The sequence below is a fragment of the Actinoplanes sp. NPDC004185 genome, from assembly GCF_053603475.1.
The window spans coordinates 81,147-102,759 of the sequence record NZ_JBSGFR010000034.1 but is presented as its reverse complement, the minus strand read 5'-3'; the positions used below and the strand labels follow the sequence as shown (position 1 = coordinate 102,759).

Sequence of the window (21,613 nt, the reverse complement as noted above, 5' to 3'; positions counted from 1 at the left end):
GCGGGCCGGGGTGTTGCGGTGGAGCCGGCGGCGGGCCGGCGTGCGCGCGTCGAGCAGGCGGCGGAGTATCCGCCGGCGAAGAAGAGCAGCCCCAGCGTCTGCAGCAGCCACGTCGCCGGCGCCGCCCCGGGCATCGCGGCCAGCGGGCTCGCGGTCGTCACGCCGTCCGGACCCGGGACCAGACCGGTGACCAGCCAATGCCCGGCGACCACCCCGACGATCGCGTACGCCCGGACCGCGTCGATGGTCCGGTCCCGCGGCGCCGCGCTCATGCCGCACCCGCCGTCGCGGAGTGCGAGGCGGCGGGGTGCAGCACGACGGAAGCCACCGCGGTCAGCGTCGCCGAGCCCGGGCACAGATACCCGTCGTGGCCGCTCACCCCGGCGGTCGGCAACGGCAGCGCGCCGAATGCGGGCGACGAGGGCCGCCGGCCGTGACCCAGGTGGCCCACCCGCAGCTGCGGTATCCGCCGGATCCAGTCGGTGTCCGCGAGCGCCGACCACACCCGGGCCCCGCCCAGTCCGGCCGCCGTGTTCGTGCCCATGCCCGGTGCGCCCAGCGCGACGACGTCGGCGACGCGCGGCAGGTGCGGCGCGGCCAGGCCCACGACCAGCGCGCCGTAGCTGTGGCCGATGAGTGTCACCGCGGCCCGGGCCGGCAGCGCCTGCACGAAGGCGGTCAGCTCCTCGGCGCCGGCCCGGGCGCGCAGATCGCGGGCCGAGTCCAGGGACAGTCCTTCCGGCGGGTCGTAGCCGAGCCAGGCGACGACGGCGACCCTTGTGCCGGGCGCGGTGGCCTTCAGTTCCGCGTACAGCGCGCGGGCCTGGACGGCCGGTGCTCGGCGGGAGACGCCACCCAGGCCGCGGTCGAAGTCGCGCAGCCGGGTGTCGACGCCGGGGACGAGCACCGCGATCCGTTCCGCGCTCGCCAGATCGCCGAGCACCTCGACGGCCCGTCCGTCGCCGCGCGGGTCGAGGGTGAGGAACTGGCGGCCCGAGCGGGCCCACGACGCGTACGGCTCGCCGGCCTGGACGGGTGCGGGGTCCGGCGGTGCCGCCTGCAGCGGCAGGGCCAGGGTCAACAGCAGGAGAGTCAGGGAGATCCGCATGACCTGCACCCTGCGGCGGTGGCCCGGTCCCGGGCGTCACCCCACGGAGCGCACTGCGAGGCCCTACCGGGGTGCTACTCGCCGGCGGCGATCAGACCTGACTCGTACGCGAGGACGACCGCCTGGGCCCGGTCGCGCAGGGTGAGCTTGGCCAGGATGCGGCCCACGTGGGTCTTCACGGTCTGCTCCGCGACCACGAGCTCCGCCGCTATCTCCTGGTTGGACCGGCCGCGGGCGATCAGCCGCAGCACGTCGGTCTCGCGCGGCGTCAGACCGGTCAGCGCCGTGGGCCGCGGTGGCCGGGCCTGGGGCCGGGCCGCGAACTCGGCGATGAGCCGGCGGGTCACTGAGGGCGCCAGCAGGGCCTCACCGGCCGCGACGACCCGGACGGCGTGCACGAGATCCGCCGCGGGGGCGTCCTTGAGCAGGAAGCCGCTGGCCCCGGCGCGCAGGGCCTCGTACACGTAGTCGTCGAGATCGAAGGTGGTCAGGATCAGCACCCGGACCGACGCGCCCGGGGTCAGCAGCCGGCGGGTCGCCTCCAGGCCGTCCATGACCGGCATGCGGACGTCCATGAGCACCACGTCCGGGTCGAGCCGGCGGGCTGCCGCGACCGCCGCGGCGCCGTCCGGGGCGCTGCCGACCACGAGCAGGTCGGGCTGGGCGGCCAGCAGCGCGCCGAAACCCTCGCGGACCATGGCCTGGTCGTCGGCGATCAGGACCCGGATCATTCAGACCTCCGTCAGGGGCAGCCGGGCCGCGACCCGGTAGCCGCCGTCCGGCCCGGGGCCGGCCTCGAGTGTGCCGCCGAGCAGGGCGGACCGTTCGCGCATCCCGACCAGCCCGTGCCCGGGACCGTCGGCCGCGGCGGTCGGCGCCGCGCCCGGGTCGTTGCCGACCTCCACCCACAGGGCGTCGGCGGTGCCGCGGACCGAGACCCGCACCGGGCCGCCGGGCGCGTGCCGGGCCGCGTTGGCCAGGGCTTCCTGGACGATCCTGTACGCCGCCAGCCCGACCGCCTCCGGCACCTCCGCGACGTCGTCCTCGGCCAGGGTGACCTCGACCCCGGCCCGCTGAGCGGTCTCCACCAGCGCCGCCACGTCGGACAGCCCGGGCTGCGGCGTGCGCAACGACTCGTCGGTCTCCGCGCGCAGCACGCCGAGCAGCCGCCGCATGTCGCCCAGCGCCTCCCGGGCGCCCGCCGCGATGGTGCCGAACTCGGCCAGGGCCGGCGCCGGCAGGCCGGTGATCCGGTACGGCGCGGTTTCCGCCTGGACGGCGATCATCGACATGTGGTGGGCCACCACGTCGTGCATCTCCCGGGCGATCCGGGCGCGTTCCTCCAGCACCGCCCGCCGGGCCTGCTCCAGCTCGGTCAGCTCGGCCTGCCGGCTCAGCTCGGCGCGGCTGCGCCGGCGCCGGGACACCAGGTCACCGGCGAGGCCCATCGCCACCAGGAGCATGACGACACTCCACACGTTGTCGCGCGGGGCGAACGCCACCACCGGCACGAGGGTCAGCGCGGTCACCAGGGCGATGACGGCGGACTCCTCGTGGCGCACCAGCGCGGCCAGCACGAACAGGAAGCCGAAGATCTGCACCGGCGACCAGGGCCACGGCTCCTGCGGGGTGGCGCCGAGGATGCCCAGGAACAGCAGGGGATAGGCCAGGCGCCAGGCCAGCAGCGGGCGGCGTACGGCGACCACCACCGGCAGCACCGCCCAGAGCGCCAGGGCGCCGGCGACGAACCGGTGGAGGTCACGGTGGTCGAGCAGGTAGGTGGCGTTCACCACGGCCAGGCCGACCAGGGCGAGCAGGGCCACCGGGACGCCGTACAGCCGGATCCAGGGCCGGCGCGGGGTCCGGGCCGGCGGCTGCCGGCGGTCCGGGCCCAGCAGCACGCGGCGCAGGGGACCGGTCAGTTCCATCCCGGCAGGCTACGGTGACCGGCCCCGGCCCGTCGTGCCCCTGCGGGATGATCTCTGTGTCGTCCTCAGGTATGACAAAGGGGTGGGCTTCGTCCTACCAGCAGGTAACGCCTAGTCTGCGAGCGGTCTGTTCCTCGAGCGAAGGAGTACGCGTGGCCCGCACCGTGTTGGTGACCGGAGGTAACCGCGGCATCGGCCTGGCCATCGCGCGGGCCTTCGCCGAGCAGGGCGACCGGGTCGCCGTCACGCACCGTGGCAGCGGCGCGCCCGAGGGGCTGTTCGGGGTCCAGTGCGACATCACCGACTCGGCCGCCGTCGACGCCGCCTTCACCACCGTGGAGCAGGAGCTGGGCCCGGTCGAGGTGGTGGTGGCCAACGCCGGCATCACCGACGACACGCTGCTGCTGCGGATGAGCGAGGAGCAGTTCAGCCGGGTGCTGGACACCAACCTCACCGGCTCGTTCCGGGTGGCCAAGCGGGCCAGCAGCAAGATGCTGCGGGCCAAGTGGGGCCGGATCATCTTCATCTCCTCGGTCGTCGGCCTGTACGGCGGGCCGGGCCAGGTCAACTACGCGGCCAGCAAGGCCGGGCTGGTCGGCATGGCCCGCTCGATCACCCGTGAGCTGGGCAGCCGTAACATCACGGCGAACGTGGTCGCGCCGGGCTTCATCGACACCGAGATGACCGACGTGCTGTCCGAGTCGCGCAAGGCGGAGATCCTCAAGGCGATCCCCGCCGGACGGCTCGCGGCGCCGGGAGAGGTCGCGCAGGCGGTGACCTTCCTCGCCGGCGACGGCGCGGCGTACATCTCGGGCGCGGTCATCCCGGTCGACGGCGGCCTCGGCATGGGTCACTGAGTTCACCCGCGGCGGAAAACCCAGGTCAAGGGCCACTGAGCTCACCCCGCTCTGCGAAACGGAGAAAACGAAGTGTCTGGACTGCTCGCCGGCAAGCGGCTGCTCATCACCGGCATCATCACCGACGCGTCGATCGCGTTCTCGGTGGCGAAGATCGCCCAGGAGAACGGCGCGACGGTCGTGCTGACCGGCTTCGGCCGCATGTCGCTGGTGGAGCGGATCGCCAAGCGCCTGCCCGAGCCGGCACCGGTCATCGAGCTGGACGTGACCAGCCCGGAGCAGCTCGCCGGCATCGCCGACAAGGTGCGTGAGCACGTCGACGGGCTCGACGGCGTCGTCCACTCGATCGGGTTCGCGCCGCAGAGCTGCCTGGGTGGCGGCTTCCTGGACGCCCCGTGGGAGGACGTCGCCACGGCGCTGCAGGTGTCGACGTACTCCTACAAGTCGCTGGCCACCGCCTGCCTGCCGCTGATGGGCCCGGGTGGCAGCATCGTCGGCCTGACCTTCGACGCGACCAAGGCGTGGCCGGTCTACGACTGGATGGGCGTGGCCAAGGCGGGCCTGGAGTCGGCCTCCCGCTACCTCGCCCTGCACCTGGGCAAGCAGGGCATCCGCAGCAACCTGGTGTCGGCCGGGCCGCTGCGCACGATGGCCGCCAAGTCGATCCCGGGCTTCGAGCAGTTCGAGGAGGCCTGGGCCGAACGCGCGCCGCTGGGCTGGGACCTGAGCGACCAGGAGCCGGCCGCGCGGGCGGTCTGTGCCCTGCTGTCCGACTGGTTCCCGGCCACTACGGGCGAGATCGTGCACGTCGACGGCGGGTACCACGCGCTCGGCGCCTGAGCAGGGGGCGGGGGTGGCTGTGGGCCACCCCGCCGGGCGAGGGAGTATGGAGCGGTGGCGTACGACGCGTTCCTTCTGCTGTCCTTCGGTGGCCCCGAGCACTCCGACGATGTGATGCCGTTCCTGCGCAACGTGACGCGCGGGCGGGGCATCCCCGAGGAACGTCTGGCCGAGGTGGCCGAGCACTACTACCACTTCGGCGGGGTCTCGCCGATCAACCAGCAGTGCCGTGACCTGCTCGCGGCGGTGACGGCGGACTTCCGCGCGCACGGCATCACGCTGCCGACGTACTGGGGCAACCGCAACTGGCAGCCGATGCTGGCCGACACCATGGCGCAGATGCGCGACGACGGCATCACGTCGGCGCTCGGCTTCGCCACCAGCGCGTACGGCGGCTACTCCTCCTGCAAGCAGTACTGGGAGGACATCGCCCAGGCCCGCGCGAAGGTCGGCCCGGGCGCGCCGGCCGTGGCCAAGCTGCGCCAGTTCCACGACCACCCGGGCTTCGTCGCGCCGCACGCCGACGCGGTCACCACCGCCCTGGCCCAGCTCGACCCGGCCCGCCGGGCCAGCACCCGGCTGGTCTTCACCGCCCACTCCATCCCGGCGTCGATGGCCAGGACCGCCGGTCCCGACGGCGGCCGCTACGAGGCCCAGCTGCACGAGACCGCCGCGCTGGTGCACGCCGCCGCCGCGCCGGACCTGCCCTGGGACCTGGTCTGGCAGAGCCGGTCCGGCCCGCCGCAGGTGCCCTGGCTGGAGCCGGACATCAACGACCACCTGACCGCGCTGGCCGCGAAGGACGTCACCGACGTGGTGGTCAGCCCGATCGGCTTCGTCTCGGACCACCTGGAAGTGCTCTGGGACCTGGACAACGAGGCCCGGGACACCGCCGCTGAGCTCGGCCTGGGCTACGCCCGCGCGGCCACTCCCGGCACCGACCCCCGGTTCGTCACGATGGTCCGTGAGCTGGTCGAGGAGCGGACCAACGGTGTCGCCCGGGAACGGCTCGGTACGCTGCCGGTCTGGGACCAGTGCCCGGCCGACTGCTGCCCGCCCCCGCAACGCCGAGGACTGTCATGACCGCCTGCACCGAACCTCGCCGAGCGTTCGTTGCCGACGGCCGTGACGGTGAGGGCCAGAAGGGCATGACGAAGGGAAGCACGGCATGACCGAGCGCAAGGCTGTCGAGAGCTGGCTCACCGACATGGACGGGGTCCTCGTCCACGAGGGCGAGCCGGTCCCGGGTGCGCCCGAGTTCGTCAACCGGATGAAGGAGTCCGGCAAGCCCTTCCTCATCCTCACCAACAACTCCATCTACACCCCTCGTGACCTGCAGGCCCGGCTGGCCCGGATGGGGTTCGACGTGCCCGAGCAGTCGATCTGGACGGCGGCGCTGGCCACCGCGCAGTTCCTGGCCGACCAGCGCCCGGGCGGCACGGCATACGTGATCGGCGAGGCCGGCCTGACCACGGCGATGCACGCCGTCGGTTACGTGCTGACCGACTACGCGCCGGACTACGTGGTGCTCGGCGAGACCCGCACGTACAGCTTCGAGGCGATCACCAAGGCGGTCCGCCTGATCAACGACGGTGCCCGGTTCATCTGCACCAATCCGGACCCGACCGGGCCGTCGAACGAGGGCGCCCTGCCGGCGGCCGGCTCGGTGGCCGCGATGATCTCCAAGGCGACCGGCGTCGACCCGTACTTCGTGGGCAAGCCGAACCCGATGATGATGCGCTCGGCGCTGAACGTGATCGGCGGGCACAGCGAGAGCACGGCGATGATCGGCGACCGGATGGACACCGATGTGCTGTGCGGCCTGGAGGCGGGGCTGGAGACGATCCTGGTGCTGACCGGGATCAGCACGCGGGCGGAGAGCGAGCGCTATCCGTACCGGCCGTCGCGGATCGTGGACAGCGTCGCCGATCTGATCGCCGAGATCTGAGGCTGGGCGCACGGCACGGCCGCTCCCGCGTACGGGAGCGGCCGCGGCCGGCGATCAGCAGGCCGTGGAAGACCGCATCCGGTAGGCCACGATCTTGACGATGCCGCTGGTGACGGCGTGGTTGCCGGCCGTCCAGTCGCTGCCGGCCCGGATCCACTTGCCCTGCGACTCGTTCCACGTCCACCGCTGGGCGCAGTAGCCCGAGCCGATGTAGACGCCGCCGGCGTGCGGCCAGCCGAGGCTGGTGGTGTACGCCCCGGACGGCAGGACCTCGTCGTATCCCGAGGAGCGGTAGTCGTAGAGCACGCCGATGCCGACACTGCTGCCGTTCAGGATGGCTTTGGCTGTGCTGGCCGCCTGCGCGGGCGCGGCGCCGGTCAGGGCGGCTGTGACCGCCAGCAGGGCGGCGATGATGATCTTTCGCATGGGTACGTCCTTGGGGTCGGTGGTGGGCGGTCAGCAGTGGTACGGGTAGATCTGCACGTAGTAGTTGCCGGCCAGCCGGAACCGGTTGGGTCCTCGGAAGTCACCGCCGGCCCGGTTCCAGGTGCCGGGCTCGCCGGTGGCTGAGGTGTACCGCTGGGCGCAGTAGCCGGAGCCGATGTAGACGCCGCCGGCGTGATCCCAGTCGAAGCTGACGTCGGTCCAGGCGCCCGAGGCCAGGATCCGGTCGTAGTTGGACCCGGTCGTCCGCCAGCTCTGCAGCACGCCGATGCCGACCGATCCCGAGTTGTAGATGCCGTAGACGCTGGTCGGGGCGGCCTGCGCGGGGGTCGCGCCGCTCAGGAGGAGCGGGATGGCCAGGGCCGCGGCGACAGCGGCGCCGACGAGACGTTTCACGAACACAGAGAGCTCCTCACGGTGGAAGGTTCCGGGCGCCCTCCATGCTGGACAGTCGGATCGCCGGGTGGAACGTCCATCTGTTCCTGACCAGCGCGTTTCTGTCCCCCGCAGACAGATAAGGGGCTGCTGGCACAATGAACGCCGTCGATTCCCGGGGGAGGACGTCCGTGCCGGAACCGCTGGCGCCATGGTGGAAAGAAGCTCACGACGCCGCTCGGCTGCTGGCCTCGAGCCTCGAGGCGGCAGCCGCGAACGCGACCCGCGACGGCGTGTACGCCCCGCCGCCGGGATCGCCACCGCCACGCCGCCGGCGCCGGCCGGGGTCCCTGCGCCACTTGGCCGAGGTGATCCGCACCGGGCGCCTGGCTCCCGGCGTCTCGGTGGACAAGGACATCGTCGCGGGCGTCCTCGCCGGAGACCTGCGCTACCTCACCCAACCGGTCCTCGTCACCGCGGTCGCGCGGGCGGCCCACCTCATCGCGCGGGTGCCCTTCGACGAGGCCGACGCCGAGCGGCTCACCGTCGCCTGCGCCCATGTCGGCGCTCTCGTGGAGGCCGCGGAGGAGGCCGACCGGCGGGCGCCGAGCCTGCTGCCCGCCTCGCGCGGTGCCGGCATCCCGCAGCGTGCCGAGCCGGCCCGGACCGCCGACGATCCGGAGCTCCGCGACGAGCCGGTCATCATCGACGCCACCTTCACCACCCGCCGTCCGGGGCGCCGCCGGGTCGTGCTGGCCGGCGTCGTCCTGCTGGTCCTGGCGCTCGCCGCGGCCGGGCTGGTCGTCGCCAACCGCGCCGACGAGCCGGCCGGGGAGGCCGCCTGCCGCGCGGACACCGTCGCCGACGACGTCATCGTCGACACACCCCGGTTCTTCGACGACGACCTCGCCACCCGGCTGAGCCCCACGCTGGACTTCGACCAGATGAACGGCTCGGCCCGCTACGCCCGCCACCAGGGCCGCACGTACTACTGGGGCCGGGCCGGCTCGGACGACCACGACCCGCACTCCGGCGGCGCCCGCATCCGCTGGCGGGCCGGGGACGGGCAGTGGCACAACTGCCCGGCGCCGCTGGCGGTGACCGAGCGGGGCTACGTGCACACCCCGGCGGTGGCCACCACCATCGGCGGGCAGCCGGTCACCGTGCAGACCTGCCTGTGGCGCGACACGCCCCGCCGGGAGAACTGCACCCCGGAAATCCGGAACGGCTGACCGGATCTAGGCCTGCGCCCACTGTGGCTCGCCGGCGGTACGGCGGGTCATGACGCGCTCGCGCGGATCCGGGTTGTGGGGATAGGGCTGGCTCTCATCGGTGGGCCGGAAGCCGTGCCGTCGGTAGAGGCGCTCAGCGGTCTCATTGTCAGGCCGCTTCGTCGTGGTCCCTCTCCTTGGCCGGCGAGGAGGCGAAGGCGAGGCGGCGCACCCGGGCCGAAATCCGACTCGGGCGGTGCTGGGCTTCCGCGGCCGGGCTGGGCACAATGCGGGCATGGTTTTGACTGTCGGTAGTGGACCTGTTCACGTTCTGGCGTTGCACGGCTGGTTCGGCTCGGCCCGGGGGTGGGGTGGCCTGCCCGAGCTGATCGACGGCTCGCGCTTCACGTACGCCTTCCCCGAGCTGCGTGGCTACGGCGAGCGCCGGGACGTCCCGGGCGCGTACACGATCGCGGAGGCCGCCGCCGATGTGCTGGCGGTGGCCGACGAGCTCGGCTGGGACCGGTTCTCGCTGGTCGGGCACTCGATGGGCGGCATCGTGGCGCAGCGGGTGCTGGCCGACGCGCCGGACCGGGTCGAGCGGCTGGTCGGCGTCAGCCCGGTGCCCGCGAGTGGCGTGCCCTTCGACGAGCAGGGCTGGGCGCTGTTCAGCGGGGCCGCCGAGTCGCCGGCCAACCGGCGGGCCATCATCGATCTCACCACCGGCAACCGGCTCGCGGGCAGCTGGCTGGACCGGATGGTGCGGGCCTCGCTGGACGGCTCCGACGCCAAGGCTTTCGCCGCGTACCTGCCGGCCTGGGCGCGGACCGACTTCAGCGCCGAGATCGCCGGCAGTCCGGTGCCGGTGCTGGTGATCGCCGGCGAGCACGACCCGGCTCTGGGCGAGGCGGCGATGCGGGGGACCTGGCTGGCCCACTACCCGAACGCCCGGCTGGAGGTGCTGGCCAACGCCGGGCACTACGCCATGGACGAGACCCCGGTGCGCCTGGTCACGCTGCTGGACGCATTCCTGTCAGCAGAGCGGTGAGCACCCGGGTCAGCCGCGGGCCGACCTCGACGACGGCGTGCGCCAGCCGCGGGTCCTCGCGGTAGAGGGCACTGACCTCGGGGCCGGGCGTGGCCATCTGCCACAGCGCCCCGGCCATGCTGGTCGCCGTCGCGATGACGTCGACGCTCTGCTCCTCGGTGAGCCCGAGCAGCGGGTGCAGCTCCGCGCGGATCGCCTCCACCTCGGTGAGGGTGACGAGCTTGAACGCGCGCACTGACTCGAGGGACACGTTGCGCTCCAGGTTGAGCGGGGCCTGGGCGAGCAGGTCGCAGAACATCGGCCGCTCCACCAGGCTGCCGGTCAGCACGCCGGCCACCGCGGCGGGCTGGGGCGGGCACTCCCGCAACGTCGCGCACAACGCCGGCGACCAGTCCCGCCAGCCGGCCGCGGTGAGCTTGAGGAAGATCTGCTCGCGGGTCTCGAAATAGCGCAGCAGGGCGGACTTGTGCATGCCCACCGCCTCGGCGATGTCGGTGAGCGTCACCTGGCGGATGCCGTGCCGGGCGCCGAGCTCGGTCGCGGCGGCCAGGATGGCCGCCTCGCGCTGCTCCTTGGCGGCGGTGGAGCGGGCTCGCTGGAATGAGGTGCTCATCACTGGCCAATCTTAACGCAACCGTGTTTTGTTAAAGCCATGACGCAGACATGGTTCATCACCGGATCCTCCCGCGGACTCGGCCGCGCCCTCGTCGTGGCCGCCCTGGAAGCCGGCGACCAGGTGGTCGCCACCGCCCGCCGGCCCGAGCAGCTGGCCGACCTCACCGACAAGTACGGCGACCGCATCCTCACCCTGCCCCTCGACGTCACCGACGCCGCTCAGGTGGACGCGGCCGTCGCCGCGGCGATCGCCCGCTACGGCCGCCTCGACGTGGTCGTCAACAACGCCGGCTACGCCAACGTGGCGCCCATCGAGACCGGCACCGAGGCCGACTTCCGCACCCAGTTCGAGACCAACTTCTGGGGTGTCTACCACGTCTCCCGGGCGGTCATCGCGCCGCTGCGGGCCCAGGGCGGCGGCACGGTCGTGCAGTTCTCCTCGATCGGCGGCCGGGTCGGCGGCTCGCCCGGCATCGCCAGCTACCAGGCGGCCAAGTTCGCCGTCGACGGCTTCAGCCGGGTGCTCGCCGCCGAGACCGCGCCGTTCGGCATCAAGGTGCTGGTCGTCGAGCCCAGCGGCTTCGCCACCGACTGGGCCGGTTCCTCGATGTCCGTCGACACCATCCCGGCCGGCTACGACGCCACCATCGGGGCCATGCACCGCCGGGTCCGGGCCGGTGCGAGTGGCGCGGCCGGCGATCCCGACCGGGCCGCGGAGATCATCGTGCGGACGGTCAAGAGCGGCGACGCCCCCACCCACCTGCCGCTCGGGGTGAACGCGAGCGAGATGGCGCTGGACTACTCCCGGCGCCAGATCGAGGAGGCGACCGCCTGGCAGGGCGTGAGCCGGTCGGCGGATTTCGGTCAGCCGTACCCGGCGGAGCTGCCGGCCACCCGCGGCTGACGCCGGCCGGTCGTGACGAGGCCCGGGGATATGGCCAATCCCCGGGCCTCTGTTTGCCACCGAATTGCACACACCGGCACTTTTAAGAGCAGGCATCATTCTCACAACAACGGGTTTTGCCTTTAAACTACCGCCGCTCGGAGCGCGGCGGACCGGACTTGAACCGGCATCCGCTGTCCTCGTCCCTGCCCGGTCGATCCGGTGATCGGTGGAGAATGCTGACATTGGAGCGAGAATCTGAGCTTCTGACCGGCTGCCTCTGCCAGTTGGGCTACCCTCGCGTGCTGGTGCGGGGGGCGGGACTCGAACCCGCACCGGGACCGGTGTGATCAGTTTCAGCCTCAGCTGTCAGCTTCACGCCGGAAACTCCGGCGCACCCCCGCGCTCCCACGGGGGAATCAAGGGCGGCTACCCGAACAGATAGCCGAAAACCGCCGCGCCGACCCGCTGGTCGGTCACCTCGGTGTTGTTGGCCTCCTCGCGCGCAAACTTGACCGCGGTCTGCAGTGTCAGCACGCGTTCGAGAATCTCGTTGACCCGCTTGGCCGGCAGCGCGCCCGAGAACTTCACCGTGGTCCAGTAGCCGACGGTGACATCCTCGTAGTACACCTCGACCTGCGCCGGATGCTTGTCGGTGGCCTCGGCCTTGACGTGGTTGCGCGGCACCTTCTTGGTGCGGTTGGTCCGCACCGGCTCGGTGCGCCAGCTGTCCGTGGAGTCGTCGCGCACCCAGGACTCGGCGGCGTCGAGCACCGGCAGCTTCTTGACGAACGTGTGCAGGTCGACGAGCTGCTTCTCCAGGAACAGCAGATACGTCACCGGCACCTGGGCGGCGATGGTCCGCCCGTCGACGACCACGTCGGCGCGCGCCACGCAGTTCGTCAGGTCCTTGGTCGCGGTGACGTCGAACAGCCGGGTCAGGGTGCCGGCGACGTCGCGCAGGATGTCCTCCGCCTTGATCTGCACCCGCGTCGACTCGGCGGGCAGCTGCTCGCCCTCCTCGTCCTTCGGCTGGTACGTCCGGGAGATGCCGGCGAGCGGTCCGGTCTTCTGCACGGCGTGGTGGGCGTCGCTCAGATCGGCGAACGCCTTGCTCTTGACGCCCTTCTCCACGGCGATGATCTGATTCAGCTTCGCCACGATGACCCCTTTCGGCGCCGGAAAGGTAGCACCGGGAGACCGGGCCCGCCGACCGGTTTCCGCCGGACCGCGTCTGGCAGGGTGGTCGCATGGCACTGTCATGGGACGAGTCCTACTTCGGGCAGCTGCGGGCCCTGGCCGGCAACGGCCGCACCCTGATCAGTGTCGGCTCCCGCTGCGTGCTGCGCGACGAGACCGGCCGGGTGCTGCTGGTCCGCCGGGCCGACAACGGGACCTGGGCGCTGCCCGCCGGGATGATGGAGCTCGGCGAGTCGCTGCGCGACTGCGCGGTGCGCGAGGTACGGGAGGAGACCGGCCTGGAGGTCCGCGAGCTCACCCCGTTCGCGGTCTACACCCGGTCCCCGGAGCGGGGTCCCGACATGTACGGGCACACGTACCAGCACATCACCATGACGGCGCGGATCGACGCGTACGAGGGGGAGCTGGTGCGGGCCACGGACGAGACCACGGACGCCGGCTGGTTCCCGCCCGGCGCGCTGCCCGAGCCGTTGCGTGAGGGTGTCCGGCGTACCCTGACCGACCTCGCGGCATTCGAGACTGCGGGCACCTTCACCTTGGAGTGACGACAGTGGGACTGTCCTGGGAAGAGTCGTACATCGGTGGCCTGCGCACGCTCGCGGGCGACGACCGCGTGCTGATCTCGATCGGCGCGCACGGCGTCGTCCGCGACCCGGACGGCCGGATCCTGCTGATCCAGCGCTCCGACGACCGCACCTGGGCCCTGCCCGGCGGCACGATGGAGCTGGGCGAGACCCTGCGCGAGTGCGCGGTCCGGGAGGTACGCGAGGAAGCCGGCCTGGTGGCGCGGGACGTCACCCCGTTCGGCCTCTACACCCGGGCCCGCGACTGGTACCCGAACCCGTACGGGCACAGCTACCAGTACATCTCCCTGATGTGCCGGGTCGACGGCTACGACGGCGAGCTGGAGCGGGTGACCGACGAGAGCGTGGACGCGGGCTGGTTCGCCCCGGAGGCGTTGCCGGAGGGCTCGGGCGGCCTGGTGATCCGGGCCCTGCACGACCTGGCGGCGTTCGAGACGAAGGGCACGTTCGCGCTGGACTGAGCCCGGCCGCTACATGCCCGCGGCGACCTGGGCGAAGTAGCGGTCGGCGACCTGCGTGTGCAGGTCGAAGCCCAGCGCCTGCGGGCTGTGCAGCACCTCCCGGCCCAGGGCCTCCTCGTTGGGCACCACGGGCGGCAGCTCGTCCTCCGAGGACAGCGCCGGGAGCAGGCCGAAGATCAACAGGGTGCCGTCCGGGGCGCTGATCGTGTCGTACAGGCGTACCGTCCCGGGGTCGGTCTGGAGGCCGGCCTCCTCGCGCAGCTCGCGCGACGCCGCCTGCTGCCAGGTCTCGCCCGTCTCGATGAAGCCGCCCGGCAGGGCCAGGGTGTCGCGGGCCGGCGGGATGCCCCGGCGCACGACCAGCAGGCCGCCGCCGACCGGCTGCACCGCGACGGCGACCGGTTTCGGATTCAGGTAGCTGGTCTCGCCGCAGGCGCCGCAGCGGCGCGGCCAGGGCTGCTCCGGCACGAAGCGCGCCCCGCAGAAGGTGCAGTGCGCGTATCTGTCAGGCATGCAGCGGGGCGTTGCAGGCCGCGACCAGCGCCTGCCGGCAGGCCGTGGTCAGCGGGCGCAGCGCCGCGTCGCGCTGCTGCGCCTCGTAGCCGTTCACCGCGCCGCCGGGGGCGTTGTGCTCGGCCAGCGCCAGGACCTGGTCGAGGATGCTGGCCCGGGCGAACAGCCGCCGCGAGCGCGGGTCGAAGCCCGGCGGCAGCGTCGCGGTGCTCTCCGGGCGGCGCAGGGCCTGCAGCGCGCCGGCCAGCTCGGGGCGCCATTGCGCGACATCGAGCCGGGTCAGCTGGGTCGTGGCCTCGGTCAGCGCCGCGGTCAGCTCGATCTCGGCCTCGGCCGAGCCCATCTGGAACGTCGGCTTGAACGCCGGCACCGGGTAGAAGCGCCACAGCACGGTCTCGAACTCCACGCCCGAGCCGGAGGTGTGCCGGCGCAGCTCGGGCACCACCCCGAACGACGGCGTCACCACGGCCTCGCCGGCCAGCAGCGCCGCGCCGGTGAGCTCGCCCGGGCCGGGCAGCCCGCGCGGGTCGCCCGGGGCCGGCAGCACCAGCCGGATGTCGTCGGGGTGCAGCTTGGCGAACGCGGGCAGCGCGTTGCTCAGCGGCACGTCGGTCCACGTGCCGGGGGCATCGGCGACGAGGTGCTCCTCGTCGCCGGCGATCTCGTCGGCCAGCTCGTCGAACGGGACGAGGCCGGCCCGCCAGGCGCGTACCCAGGCCACGAACCGGGTGGACCGGCGGGCCGTGAGTGTCGCCGCATCTGCTGCGGGGGACATGCGAGCAAGGGTACGTGCCGTCCGCCTGGCTTGTCTCGGCCGGAGCGTCGGAAGCGGCGTGTCCGTCCGCAGGGTTTAACGTGCCTGACATGTATGGGGAGGATGTGCTGTCCGGCAACTGGCGGCGCCGCAAGGTGGTGCCCGAGGTGGACGCCGAGCCTGACCTGGTCGTCGAGGACGTCGACTCCGGCTTCTGCGGTGCGGTCGTCGGCTTCGAGCTGGGTGCCGTCGTGCTGGAGGACCGGCGTGGCAAGCGTCGCAATTTTCCGCTGGAGCCGGCCGCGTTCCTGCTGGAGGGCCAGGTCGTGACCCTGCGCCGGCCGGCGGCCCGGGCGGCGCCCCCGGCCCGGCAGCGCACGGCCTCCGGATCGGTCGCGGTCGCGGGGGTACGCGCCCAGGTCGCCAAGGCCAGCCGGATCTGGGTCGAGGGCGTGCACGACGCCGCCCTGGTCGAGCGGATCTGGGGCGACGACCTGCGCATCGAGGGCGTGGTGGTGGAACCGCTGGACGGCATCGACGACCTGGCCGGCGCGGTCCGGGAGTTCCGGCCGGCCCGTGGCCGCCGGGTCGGTGTGCTGGTCGACCACCTCGTCGCCGGGTCCAAGGAGAGCCGGATCGTGGCCGCGGTCACGGACCCCAACGTGCTCATCACCGGGCATCCGTACATCGACGTGTGGCAGGCGGTGAAGCCGGAGCGGGTCGGGCTGAAGGCGTGGCCGGTGATCCCGCCCGGGCAGCCGTGGAAGGAGGGCGTCTGCCGGGCCGTCGGCATCGCCGAGCCGTACGAGATGTGGCGGCGCATCCTCAGCAGCGTGAACAGCTACAAGGACGTGGAGACGCCACTGATCAACGCGATGGAACGGCTCATCGACTTCGTCACCGAGCCGAGCTGAGCAGGGCCTCGGCCAGCGCCGTACGCACGTTGAGCACGCTGCGGCCCCGCCGGTGCGCGACGACCAGCCCGGCCGCCCGCAGGACGCTCAGGTGCTGGGAGACCCCACCGGCGGTCATGCCGGTGCGCCGGGCCAGCTCGGTGGTGGAGCTGGGCGCGTCCAGCTCGAGCAGCAGCCGGGTGCGGCCCCGGCCCAGCACCGCGCCCAGCGCGTCCGTGCTCGGCCGGCGTGGCTCCCACAGCGTGGCGACGCCCCGGGCCGGGTAGGCCAGCTGCGGATCTCGCCGTCCAGCAGCAGCTGGATCCGGGGCCAGTCGGGGGCGACGGCGGTGTGCCAGAACGCCTTTATATCGGTGCACAGGCGGGCCAGGCCGGTGGCGGGGTCGGCGTACAGCTCGCGCACGGCGGGCGGGCGGTGGCCGTACAGGTCGAGGTGCTCACGGACCGCCGCGGCGGGCGTCGCCCGCAGCCGGGCGAGCTCCGCGCCCAGCTCGGGGGTCAGGCCCGCGGGCGGGGGCGTCAGAAAATCCGGCAGGTACGCCGGTTCGCGCGGCACCAGCTCCCACAGCAGCGTTTCACGCGGCACGACGACCCGGCGCACCCAGGGCAGGTGGACCGCGTGGCTCCCCGGATCGCGCAGCACCCGGACCGCGGCGACGACCTCCCACAGGCAGGACACGGCGAAGCGGATGCGTGCCACGGCACCGGCCGACAGCCCGATCGCCACCATGCGGACCCCCGACGTTTCAGCTCCAGCTGAATCATTATCGCGGCCGGCCCGGCCCGCCGACACTGACCGCATGACCGACTTCCGTGACCGGCACGTGCCCGGCAGACCGCTGATCCTCGTCAACGCCTGGGACGCCGCGAGCGCCCGCCTGGTCGAGGCCGCCGGTGCGGCCGCCGTGGCCACCACCAGCGCCGGAGTGGCCTGGAGCCTGGGCGCGCCGGACGGCGACGCCCTGGACGCGTCCGCCGCCGTCGCGGCGGTCGCGCGGATCACCGCGGTGGTGTCGGTGCCGGTGACCGCCGACATCGAGAAGGGGTACGGCGACGTGGCGGAAACGGTACGGCGGATCCACGCCGCGGGTGCCGTGGGCGTCAACATCGAGGACGGCGCCACCGCCGAGCCCGACCGGATCGCCGCCGACGGGATCTTCGTGCCCGGGGTGACCGATCCGGCGACCGTCGCCGCCCTGGTCGACCGGATCGACGCCCCGGTCAACGTGATGGCCGGACCCGGCGCGCCCGGCCCGGCCGAGCTGGCCGCGCTCGGCGTGGCCCGGATCAGCCTGGGCTCGTCGGTCGCCCAGGCCGCGTACGGGCTGGTCGCCCGGGTGGCGGCGGCGGCCCTGGGCGACGGCGGCTACGGCGAGCTGACCGGCGCGGCCGACTACGGGACGCTCAACGCCCTGCTCACGCCAGGTGCATCGGGTCGCGGCTGAACACGAAGGTGGCGATGTCGAGCCGCTCGGCCGCGCCGTCCGGGCCGCGCAGCACGGTCAGCACCTCGCCGGTGTTCATGCCGGCCGTGCCCCGCCAGCGGTCCCGCGACTCCCGGACGAACCGCCACGGCTCCTTCTCCGGCGCGGTCACCTGTCGCATCACCAGAGCCGGGCCGTCGGCGAGCACCTCGTACTCGCGGCCCATCCACCACCAGCGGCCGCACACCTGGGCGACATCGGGATCGGCCGGGGGCGCGGGGCGCCACGGCTCGGCCGGCACCGGCTCGTGGTCCAGCACCGTGGTCAGCACCTCCAGGGCCAGCGCCCGGATGCTGGTGCCGCGCAGGCCGTACGAGTTGGCGAAGGCGATCACGCCGGTGCGGCTGGGCCGGTGCACGGCCAGCTGGGAGTTGTAGCCGGGCATCGAGCCGCCGTGGCCGACGTACACCCGCTCGCCGACGCGCATCAGCTCCGGGCCCAGGCCGTGCCCGGCGGTCCAGGTGTCGTCCTGCATGACCACCGGCGTGCACATCTCGTCGACGGTCTCCCGGCTCAGCACGGCCGGGGCGGGATCGGCCAGGAACGCCGCCCACTTGGCCATGTCGGTCACCGTCGACCAGAGCTGCCCGGCCGGGGCCATCGCGCCCGCGTCCAGCCGGGGCTCCTCGTGCAGGCTGTCGTCCAGCTCGTGCACGACGTAACCGCGGGCGTACGGCTCGACCGGCGCGTACGTGGTCCGCTTCATGCCCAGCGGGTCGAGCACCCGCTTGCCGACCAGGTCGGTCCAGGACTCCCCGGTGACGCGCTGCAGCACCGCACCGAGCAGCCCGTAGGCCAGGTTGGAGTAGTGGTAGGTCCGGAACGGCGGCCCGGCGACCTTGTCGGCCAGCTCGGCCAGCAACTGGTCGACGTCGCCGCCGGCGCTGCGCTCCCACCAGGGCCCGTCCGGCTCGCGTTGCAGGCCGGAGACGTGCCCGAGCAGCTGACGCAGCGTCAGCCCGCCCACCGAGGTGCCCGGCAGGTGCCGGTACAGCAGGTCGTCGAGGGCGAAGAAGCCCTCGTCGCGCAGCTGCATCACCATGGTGGCGGTCAGCGTCTTGGTGATCGAGCCGAGCCGGTACTGGGTCTTGGGGTCGGGCGGCGGGGTCTCCCCGGCGCCGGTGAAATGCAGCAGCGAGCGGTCGCGTACGACCGCCAGCGCCACGGACGGCGCGCGGCCCGCGGACTGCGCGCGGGCGACGATCCCGGTGACGCGTCGGCCGGTTTCCGGCAGCAGGGACACGGTGGGCCTCTCTCGGGCGGGGACGGTCCAAGGTTTAACTGAACGGCGCCGATCTGGCTACGGAAGAACCCGACGTGACGCGACGTCGCCGTGCGAGCGCGGACGTGTCACGATCTGGGTATGGAAAGCGTTCTCTGGATCGTCCTCGCCATCGCCCTCGCGATCGCCGAGGCCTTCACCGCGACTTTCCTCGTCATCTTCTTCGCCGTCGGCGCTCTCGCCGCGGCCGGTGCGGCGGCTCTCGGCGCCCCCGTGCTGCTGCAGGCCATCGTGTTCGCCATCGTCTCCGGTCTCTCCGTCGCCGCGATCCGGCCCATCATCATGCGGCACGCGAAATCCGCCTCGGAGACCGGCGACACGCCCTTCGGCATCGAGGCCATCGAGGGCTCGCAGGCGACGGTGCTCGAGGAGGTGACGGCCGACCACGGGCTCGTGAAGATCGACGGCGAGCTCTGGACGGCGCGCTCCTTCGACGGCGACGAGAAGTACGCGCCCGGCGACCGGGTCCGGGTCATCAAAGTGAAGGGCGCCACGGCGATCGTGTGGCGCGACGAACATCCGAATCTCTGAGCAGACGTCACACATACAAGAGAAAAGAGGACGCCATGGAAGTTGCTATCGGTGTACTCATCTTCGTGATCGCCCTTTTTGCGGTTATCACGCTGGTTCGGTCGGTCCGCATCGTCCCGCAGCAGCGGCACGATGTCGTGGAGCGGCTGGGTAAGTACAAGCGCACCCTGTCCCCGGGGCTCAACCTGCTGGTGCCGTTCATCGACACGGTCCGCACCAAGGTGGACATGCGGGAGAACGTCGTCAGCTTCCCGCCGCAGCCGGTGATCACCTCGGACAACCTGGTGGTCTCGATCGACACGGTGCTCTACTTCAAGGTCGTCGACCCGGTGCGGGCGACGTACGAGATCGCGAACTTCCTCCAGGCCATCGAGCAGCTGACCGTCACCACCCTGCGTAACGTCATCGGCTCGCTCGACCTGGAGCGGGCCCTGACCAGCCGCGAGGAGATCAACCGGCACCTGTCCGGAGTGCTCGACGAGACCACCGGCCGCTGGGGCGTCAAGGTCACCCGGGTCGAGATCAAGGCCATCGAGCCGCCGCCGAGCATCCGCGACTCCATGGAGAAGCAGATGCGCGCCGAGCGGGACCGCCGGGCCGCGATCCTGACCGCCGAGGGTGTCAAGCAGTCGCAGATCCTCACGGCCGAGGGTGACAAGCAGTCCGCGGTGCTGCGGGCCGACGGCGACCGGCAGGCCCGGATCCTGACCGCCGAGGGTCAGGCCAAGGCCATCCGGACGGTGTTCCACGCGATCCACGAGGCCAACCCGAGCCAGAAGGTGCTGGCCTACCAGTACCTGCAGGCCCTGCCGCAGATCGCCAACGGCTCGGCCAACAAGGTCTGGATCGTGCCGACCGAGCTGACCCGGGCCCTGGAGGGCATGGGCGGCGCGCTGGGCGGACTGGCCAACATGGTCGGCGACCTGCCGACGGGCAAGGTCGACGCGGCCGCGGTCGAACGGGAGGCCGCCGAGGCCGCCGAGGAGGCGGCCAAGGAGGCCGCCGCCGTGAACGCCCAGGTCCGTGCGGCCGAGGCGCAGGTCTCCGGCGACAACGGTCCGCGGGGCCTGCCGGCCCCGTCCACGATGCCGCCGTCGGCGGCGCTCGGCGGTGCCGACTACAACGGCGTGGGAGAGCCCGAACGCGCCTGAGGTCCGCCCCGGCGGTGCAAGATCGGAGCGAATAACGCAAAACCCCGCGCCTGTGCGCGGGGTTTTGCCATGCTGACCGAGGATTCCGACCGGTACCCCCGGGCCGCTCGGCTGTGAGCCCACCACGAGGCGGAGCCATGAGCCATGAGCATTAGTCAGAACCAGACTGCCAGTGGACGGCCGCTGCGAGTGGCGCCGGCCTGGGTCGGTGCCGCGGGGCCGGGTGCCGCCGCGGAGCATCACCTGCCGGTGCGCGAAGCCGTCTGGATCTGGTCGGTGCGCCGCTATTCGCGTGTCTCGCTCTGGGCCCTGCCGATCGGGGCGGCCCTCTACGGCTGGTCCACTCTGGGCATCTCCGCCGCGCCCGGACCGCTGCTGCTCAAGCTGGCGGCCGGTTGGTTCTGCGCCATCGCGATGATCGGCCTCGCCGGGCTGCTGGCCGGTTCCCGCACCCGCCGCTCGGCCGTCGCCGGGCTGCTCATCGCCATGGCCGGCTTCATCATGCTGCTGCCGCTGGCCGCGCTGCCGGCCGGCACCGGCCCGGACGGCATCGGCCTCAGCGCCGCCCAGGTGCACACCGCCTCGCTGGTCGCGGCGGCCGTGACCGGCACCGGCTGGCTGCTGCTGGGCTGGGCGGTCTTCCGCTCCAAGCTGGTCAACCCGGCCGACGGCGTGCTGCTGATGCTCGCGGCGGTGTCGATCGGTGCCGGTTCGCACGCGATGCGCCCGCTGCCCACCGTCGGAGCGCTGCTGCTGCTGGCCGCCGGCATGGGCCTGGCCTGGACCGGCTCCCGGCTCATCCCGCCGGCCTGATCCGTCGTACCCCGGTGGCATGCTCGGCTCGAAACCACGACGAGCCGGGGAGTGCACATGGGCAAGGTGGTCGCCGACATCTCGGTGTCGCTCGACGGATATGTGACCGGGCCGGACCCCGGCCCTGACAACGGCCTGGGCCTGGGCGGTGAGGGCCTGCACACCTGGGCCTTCAGCGCCGACCCGGTGGACCGCGAGGTGCTGGCGTCGGCCACCGACGCCACCGGCGCGGTGGTCATGGGCCGCCACCTGTTCGACGTCGTCGACGGCCCGCACGGCTGGAACGACGAGGTCGGCTACGGCGCGGGCCTGGCCGCGGTGCCGCCGGTCCTGGTGGTGACCCGCAGACCACCCGAAACGGTACGGCTGGCCGACCGGTTCACTTTCGTCGTGGACGGCGTGCGCAGCGCGATCAGCACGGCCCGCGCGATGGCCGAGGAACGCGACGTGGTGGTCATGGGCGGCGCCCAGGTCATCCGGGGTGCGCTGGCGGCCGACGCGGTCGACGAGCTGCGCCTGCACCTCTCACCCGTGCTGCTGGGCGGTGGCACGCCGCTGTTCGACGCCGGGGTCAGCCCGCGCACTCTGCGCCAGATCCACGTCCGGGTCTCGCCGCACGCCACCCACCTGACCTACCGGGTCGACTGACGGGCCCTCCCCGGACAGGGTG

Annotated in this window: 27 protein-coding genes and 2 pseudogenes; 15 read left to right on the top strand and 14 right to left on the bottom strand. The window is 72.7% G+C overall.

What is annotated here, in order from left to right:
• The 4 genes and pseudogenes from ACWEOZ_RS30500 to ACWEOZ_RS30485 form a co-directional block, all read right to left on the bottom strand.
• A pseudogene (locus ACWEOZ_RS30500) lies at nt 1-272 on the bottom strand (hypothetical protein); the annotation flags it as partial.
• Nucleotides 269-1,108 (bottom strand): alpha/beta hydrolase, encoded by an 840-nt coding sequence (locus tag ACWEOZ_RS30495; RefSeq protein WP_451914103.1) that lies wholly within the window; start codon nt 1,106-1,108, stop codon nt 269-271. The gene ACWEOZ_RS30495 and the pseudogene ACWEOZ_RS30500, both read right to left, overlap by 4 nt.
• A 74-nt stretch (nt 1,109-1,182) precedes the next feature.
• Nucleotides 1,183-1,839 (bottom strand): response regulator, encoded by a 657-nt coding sequence (locus tag ACWEOZ_RS30490; protein ID WP_451914102.1) that lies wholly within the window; start codon nt 1,837-1,839, stop codon nt 1,183-1,185.
• Nucleotides 1,840-3,036: a histidine kinase gene (locus tag ACWEOZ_RS30485; RefSeq protein ID WP_451914101.1), complete on the bottom strand. Its 1,197-nt coding sequence runs from the start codon at nt 3,034-3,036 to the stop codon at nt 1,840-1,842. It lies immediately after the preceding gene.
• Between the two features lie 152 nt (nt 3,037-3,188).
• Between ACWEOZ_RS30485 and ACWEOZ_RS30480 the strand changes: the two genes are divergently transcribed.
• From ACWEOZ_RS30480 to ACWEOZ_RS30465, 4 genes are all read left to right on the top strand, one after another.
• Nucleotides 3,189-3,893, top strand: a complete 705-nt coding sequence (locus ACWEOZ_RS30480) for a beta-ketoacyl-ACP reductase (RefSeq protein ID WP_451914100.1) — start codon at nt 3,189-3,191, stop codon at nt 3,891-3,893.
• Between the two features lie 72 nt (nt 3,894-3,965).
• A complete protein-coding gene (fabI, locus tag ACWEOZ_RS30475; RefSeq protein WP_451914099.1) occupies nt 3,966-4,733 on the top strand; it encodes an enoyl-ACP reductase FabI in 768 nt (255 codons plus the stop codon).
• Nucleotides 4,734-4,787: 54 nt separating this feature from the next.
• Nucleotides 4,788-5,816: a ferrochelatase gene (locus ACWEOZ_RS30470; protein ID WP_451914098.1), complete on the top strand. Its 1,029-nt coding sequence runs from the start codon at nt 4,788-4,790 to the stop codon at nt 5,814-5,816.
• An 85-nt stretch (nt 5,817-5,901) separates the two neighbouring features.
• The gene (locus ACWEOZ_RS30465) at nt 5,902-6,681 is read left to right on the top strand and encodes an HAD-IIA family hydrolase (RefSeq protein WP_451914097.1); all 780 of its coding nucleotides are present in this window, start codon (nt 5,902-5,904) and stop codon (nt 6,679-6,681) included.
• A gap of 54 nt (nt 6,682-6,735) precedes the next feature.
• Here ACWEOZ_RS30465 and ACWEOZ_RS30460 read toward each other — a convergent pair whose 3' ends face one another.
• A complete protein-coding gene (locus ACWEOZ_RS30460; RefSeq protein ID WP_451914096.1) occupies nt 6,736-7,107 on the bottom strand; it encodes a hypothetical protein in 372 nt (123 codons plus the stop codon).
• Nucleotides 7,108-7,137: 30 nt separating this feature from the next.
• On the bottom strand, nt 7,138-7,527 hold the full coding sequence (locus tag ACWEOZ_RS30455) for a hypothetical protein (RefSeq protein ID WP_451914095.1): 390 nt from the start codon (nt 7,525-7,527) through the stop codon (nt 7,138-7,140).
• Nucleotides 7,528-7,691: 164 nt separating this feature from the next.
• Between ACWEOZ_RS30455 and ACWEOZ_RS30450 the strand changes: the two genes are divergently transcribed.
• Nucleotides 7,692-8,732: a hypothetical protein gene (locus ACWEOZ_RS30450; RefSeq protein WP_451914094.1), complete on the top strand. Its 1,041-nt coding sequence runs from the start codon at nt 7,692-7,694 to the stop codon at nt 8,730-8,732.
• A gap of 274 nt (nt 8,733-9,006) precedes the next feature.
• Entirely contained in the window at nt 9,007-9,759 is a 753-nt protein-coding gene (locus ACWEOZ_RS30445) for an alpha/beta fold hydrolase (protein ID WP_451914093.1), read from the top strand.
• Here the strand turns inward: ACWEOZ_RS30445 and ACWEOZ_RS30440 are convergent.
• Nucleotides 9,722-10,372, bottom strand: a complete 651-nt coding sequence (locus ACWEOZ_RS30440; protein WP_451914092.1) for a TetR family transcriptional regulator — start codon at nt 10,370-10,372, stop codon at nt 9,722-9,724. The two genes, ACWEOZ_RS30445 and ACWEOZ_RS30440, sit on opposite strands and share 38 nt — an antisense overlap.
• A 39-nt stretch (nt 10,373-10,411) precedes the next feature.
• Here ACWEOZ_RS30440 and ACWEOZ_RS30435 point away from each other — a divergent pair, with 39 nt between their 5' ends.
• Nucleotides 10,412-11,278 carry an SDR family NAD(P)-dependent oxidoreductase gene (locus tag ACWEOZ_RS30435; protein ID WP_451914091.1) on the top strand — a complete coding sequence of 289 codons (867 nt, stop codon included), beginning with the start codon at nt 10,412-10,414 and terminating at the stop codon, nt 11,276-11,278.
• A gap of 285 nt (nt 11,279-11,563) precedes the next feature.
• Here the strand turns inward: ACWEOZ_RS30435 and ACWEOZ_RS30430 are convergent.
• Nucleotides 11,564-11,661: pseudogene (locus ACWEOZ_RS30430) on the bottom strand.
• Nucleotides 11,662-11,686: 25 nt separating this feature from the next.
• On the bottom strand, nt 11,687-12,418 hold the full coding sequence (locus tag ACWEOZ_RS30425; RefSeq protein WP_451914090.1) for a DUF7873 family protein: 732 nt from the start codon (nt 12,416-12,418) through the stop codon (nt 11,687-11,689).
• Between the two features lie 89 nt (nt 12,419-12,507).
• Here ACWEOZ_RS30425 and ACWEOZ_RS30420 point away from each other — a divergent pair, with 89 nt between their 5' ends.
• Nucleotides 12,508-13,002, top strand: coding sequence for an NUDIX domain-containing protein (locus tag ACWEOZ_RS30420; RefSeq protein WP_451914089.1), 495 nt, complete (start codon nt 12,508-12,510; stop codon nt 13,000-13,002).
• A 5-nt stretch (nt 13,003-13,007) separates the two neighbouring features.
• The gene (locus tag ACWEOZ_RS30415; protein WP_451914106.1) at nt 13,008-13,502 is read left to right on the top strand and encodes an NUDIX domain-containing protein; all 495 of its coding nucleotides are present in this window, start codon (nt 13,008-13,010) and stop codon (nt 13,500-13,502) included.
• A 9-nt stretch (nt 13,503-13,511) separates the two neighbouring features.
• On the opposite strand, the gene ACWEOZ_RS30410 is transcribed toward ACWEOZ_RS30415, so the two are convergent.
• Together ACWEOZ_RS30410 and ACWEOZ_RS30405 are read right to left on the bottom strand one after the other, a co-directional pair.
• A complete protein-coding gene (locus ACWEOZ_RS30410) occupies nt 13,512-14,015 on the bottom strand; it encodes an NUDIX domain-containing protein (RefSeq protein ID WP_451914088.1) in 504 nt (167 codons plus the stop codon).
• On the bottom strand, nt 14,008-14,790 hold the full coding sequence (locus ACWEOZ_RS30405; protein ID WP_451914087.1) for a hypothetical protein: 783 nt from the start codon (nt 14,788-14,790) through the stop codon (nt 14,008-14,010). The genes ACWEOZ_RS30410 and ACWEOZ_RS30405 overlap by 8 nt, the downstream gene beginning before the upstream one ends.
• An 89-nt stretch (nt 14,791-14,879) precedes the next feature.
• Between ACWEOZ_RS30405 and ACWEOZ_RS30400 the strand changes: the two genes are divergently transcribed.
• Nucleotides 14,880-15,683, top strand: a complete 804-nt coding sequence (locus tag ACWEOZ_RS30400) for a DUF3097 domain-containing protein (protein WP_451914086.1) — start codon at nt 14,880-14,882, stop codon at nt 15,681-15,683.
• Here ACWEOZ_RS30400 and ACWEOZ_RS30395 read toward each other — a convergent pair.
• Nucleotides 15,667-15,882: an ArsR/SmtB family transcription factor gene (locus tag ACWEOZ_RS30395; RefSeq protein ID WP_451914085.1), complete on the bottom strand. Its 216-nt coding sequence runs from the start codon at nt 15,880-15,882 to the stop codon at nt 15,667-15,669. The genes ACWEOZ_RS30400 and ACWEOZ_RS30395 overlap by 17 nt on opposite strands.
• The gene (locus ACWEOZ_RS30390; protein WP_451914084.1) at nt 15,798-16,412 is read right to left on the bottom strand and encodes a hypothetical protein; all 615 of its coding nucleotides are present in this window, start codon (nt 16,410-16,412) and stop codon (nt 15,798-15,800) included. Before ACWEOZ_RS30390 ends, ACWEOZ_RS30395 begins: the two co-directional genes overlap by 85 nt.
• 70 nt (nt 16,413-16,482) lie before the next feature.
• Here ACWEOZ_RS30390 and ACWEOZ_RS30385 point away from each other — a divergent pair, with 70 nt between their 5' ends.
• Nucleotides 16,483-17,127, top strand: coding sequence for an isocitrate lyase/phosphoenolpyruvate mutase family protein (locus ACWEOZ_RS30385; RefSeq protein WP_451914083.1), 645 nt, complete (start codon nt 16,483-16,485; stop codon nt 17,125-17,127).
• Here ACWEOZ_RS30385 and ACWEOZ_RS30380 read toward each other — a convergent pair.
• Complete coding sequence (locus ACWEOZ_RS30380) at nt 17,099-18,409, bottom strand: serine hydrolase domain-containing protein (protein WP_451914082.1); 1,311 nt, start codon at nt 18,407-18,409, stop codon at nt 17,099-17,101. The two genes, ACWEOZ_RS30385 and ACWEOZ_RS30380, sit on opposite strands and share 29 nt — an antisense overlap.
• A gap of 120 nt (nt 18,410-18,529) precedes the next feature.
• Here ACWEOZ_RS30380 and ACWEOZ_RS30375 point away from each other — a divergent pair, with 120 nt between their 5' ends.
• From ACWEOZ_RS30375 to ACWEOZ_RS30360, 4 genes are all read left to right on the top strand, one after another.
• Nucleotides 18,530-18,979, top strand: a complete 450-nt coding sequence (locus ACWEOZ_RS30375; protein ID WP_451914081.1) for an NfeD family protein — start codon at nt 18,530-18,532, stop codon at nt 18,977-18,979.
• Between the two features lie 35 nt (nt 18,980-19,014).
• Complete coding sequence (locus ACWEOZ_RS30370; RefSeq protein WP_451914080.1) at nt 19,015-20,130, top strand: SPFH domain-containing protein; 1,116 nt, start codon at nt 19,015-19,017, stop codon at nt 20,128-20,130.
• Nucleotides 20,131-20,274: 144 nt separating this feature from the next.
• On the top strand, nt 20,275-20,943 hold the full coding sequence (locus ACWEOZ_RS30365) for a hypothetical protein (RefSeq protein ID WP_451914079.1): 669 nt from the start codon (nt 20,275-20,277) through the stop codon (nt 20,941-20,943).
• 57 nt (nt 20,944-21,000) lie between these two features.
• Nucleotides 21,001-21,591, top strand: coding sequence for a dihydrofolate reductase family protein (locus ACWEOZ_RS30360; RefSeq protein ID WP_451914078.1), 591 nt, complete (start codon nt 21,001-21,003; stop codon nt 21,589-21,591).
• Nucleotides 21,592-21,613: the final 22 nt, after the last annotated feature.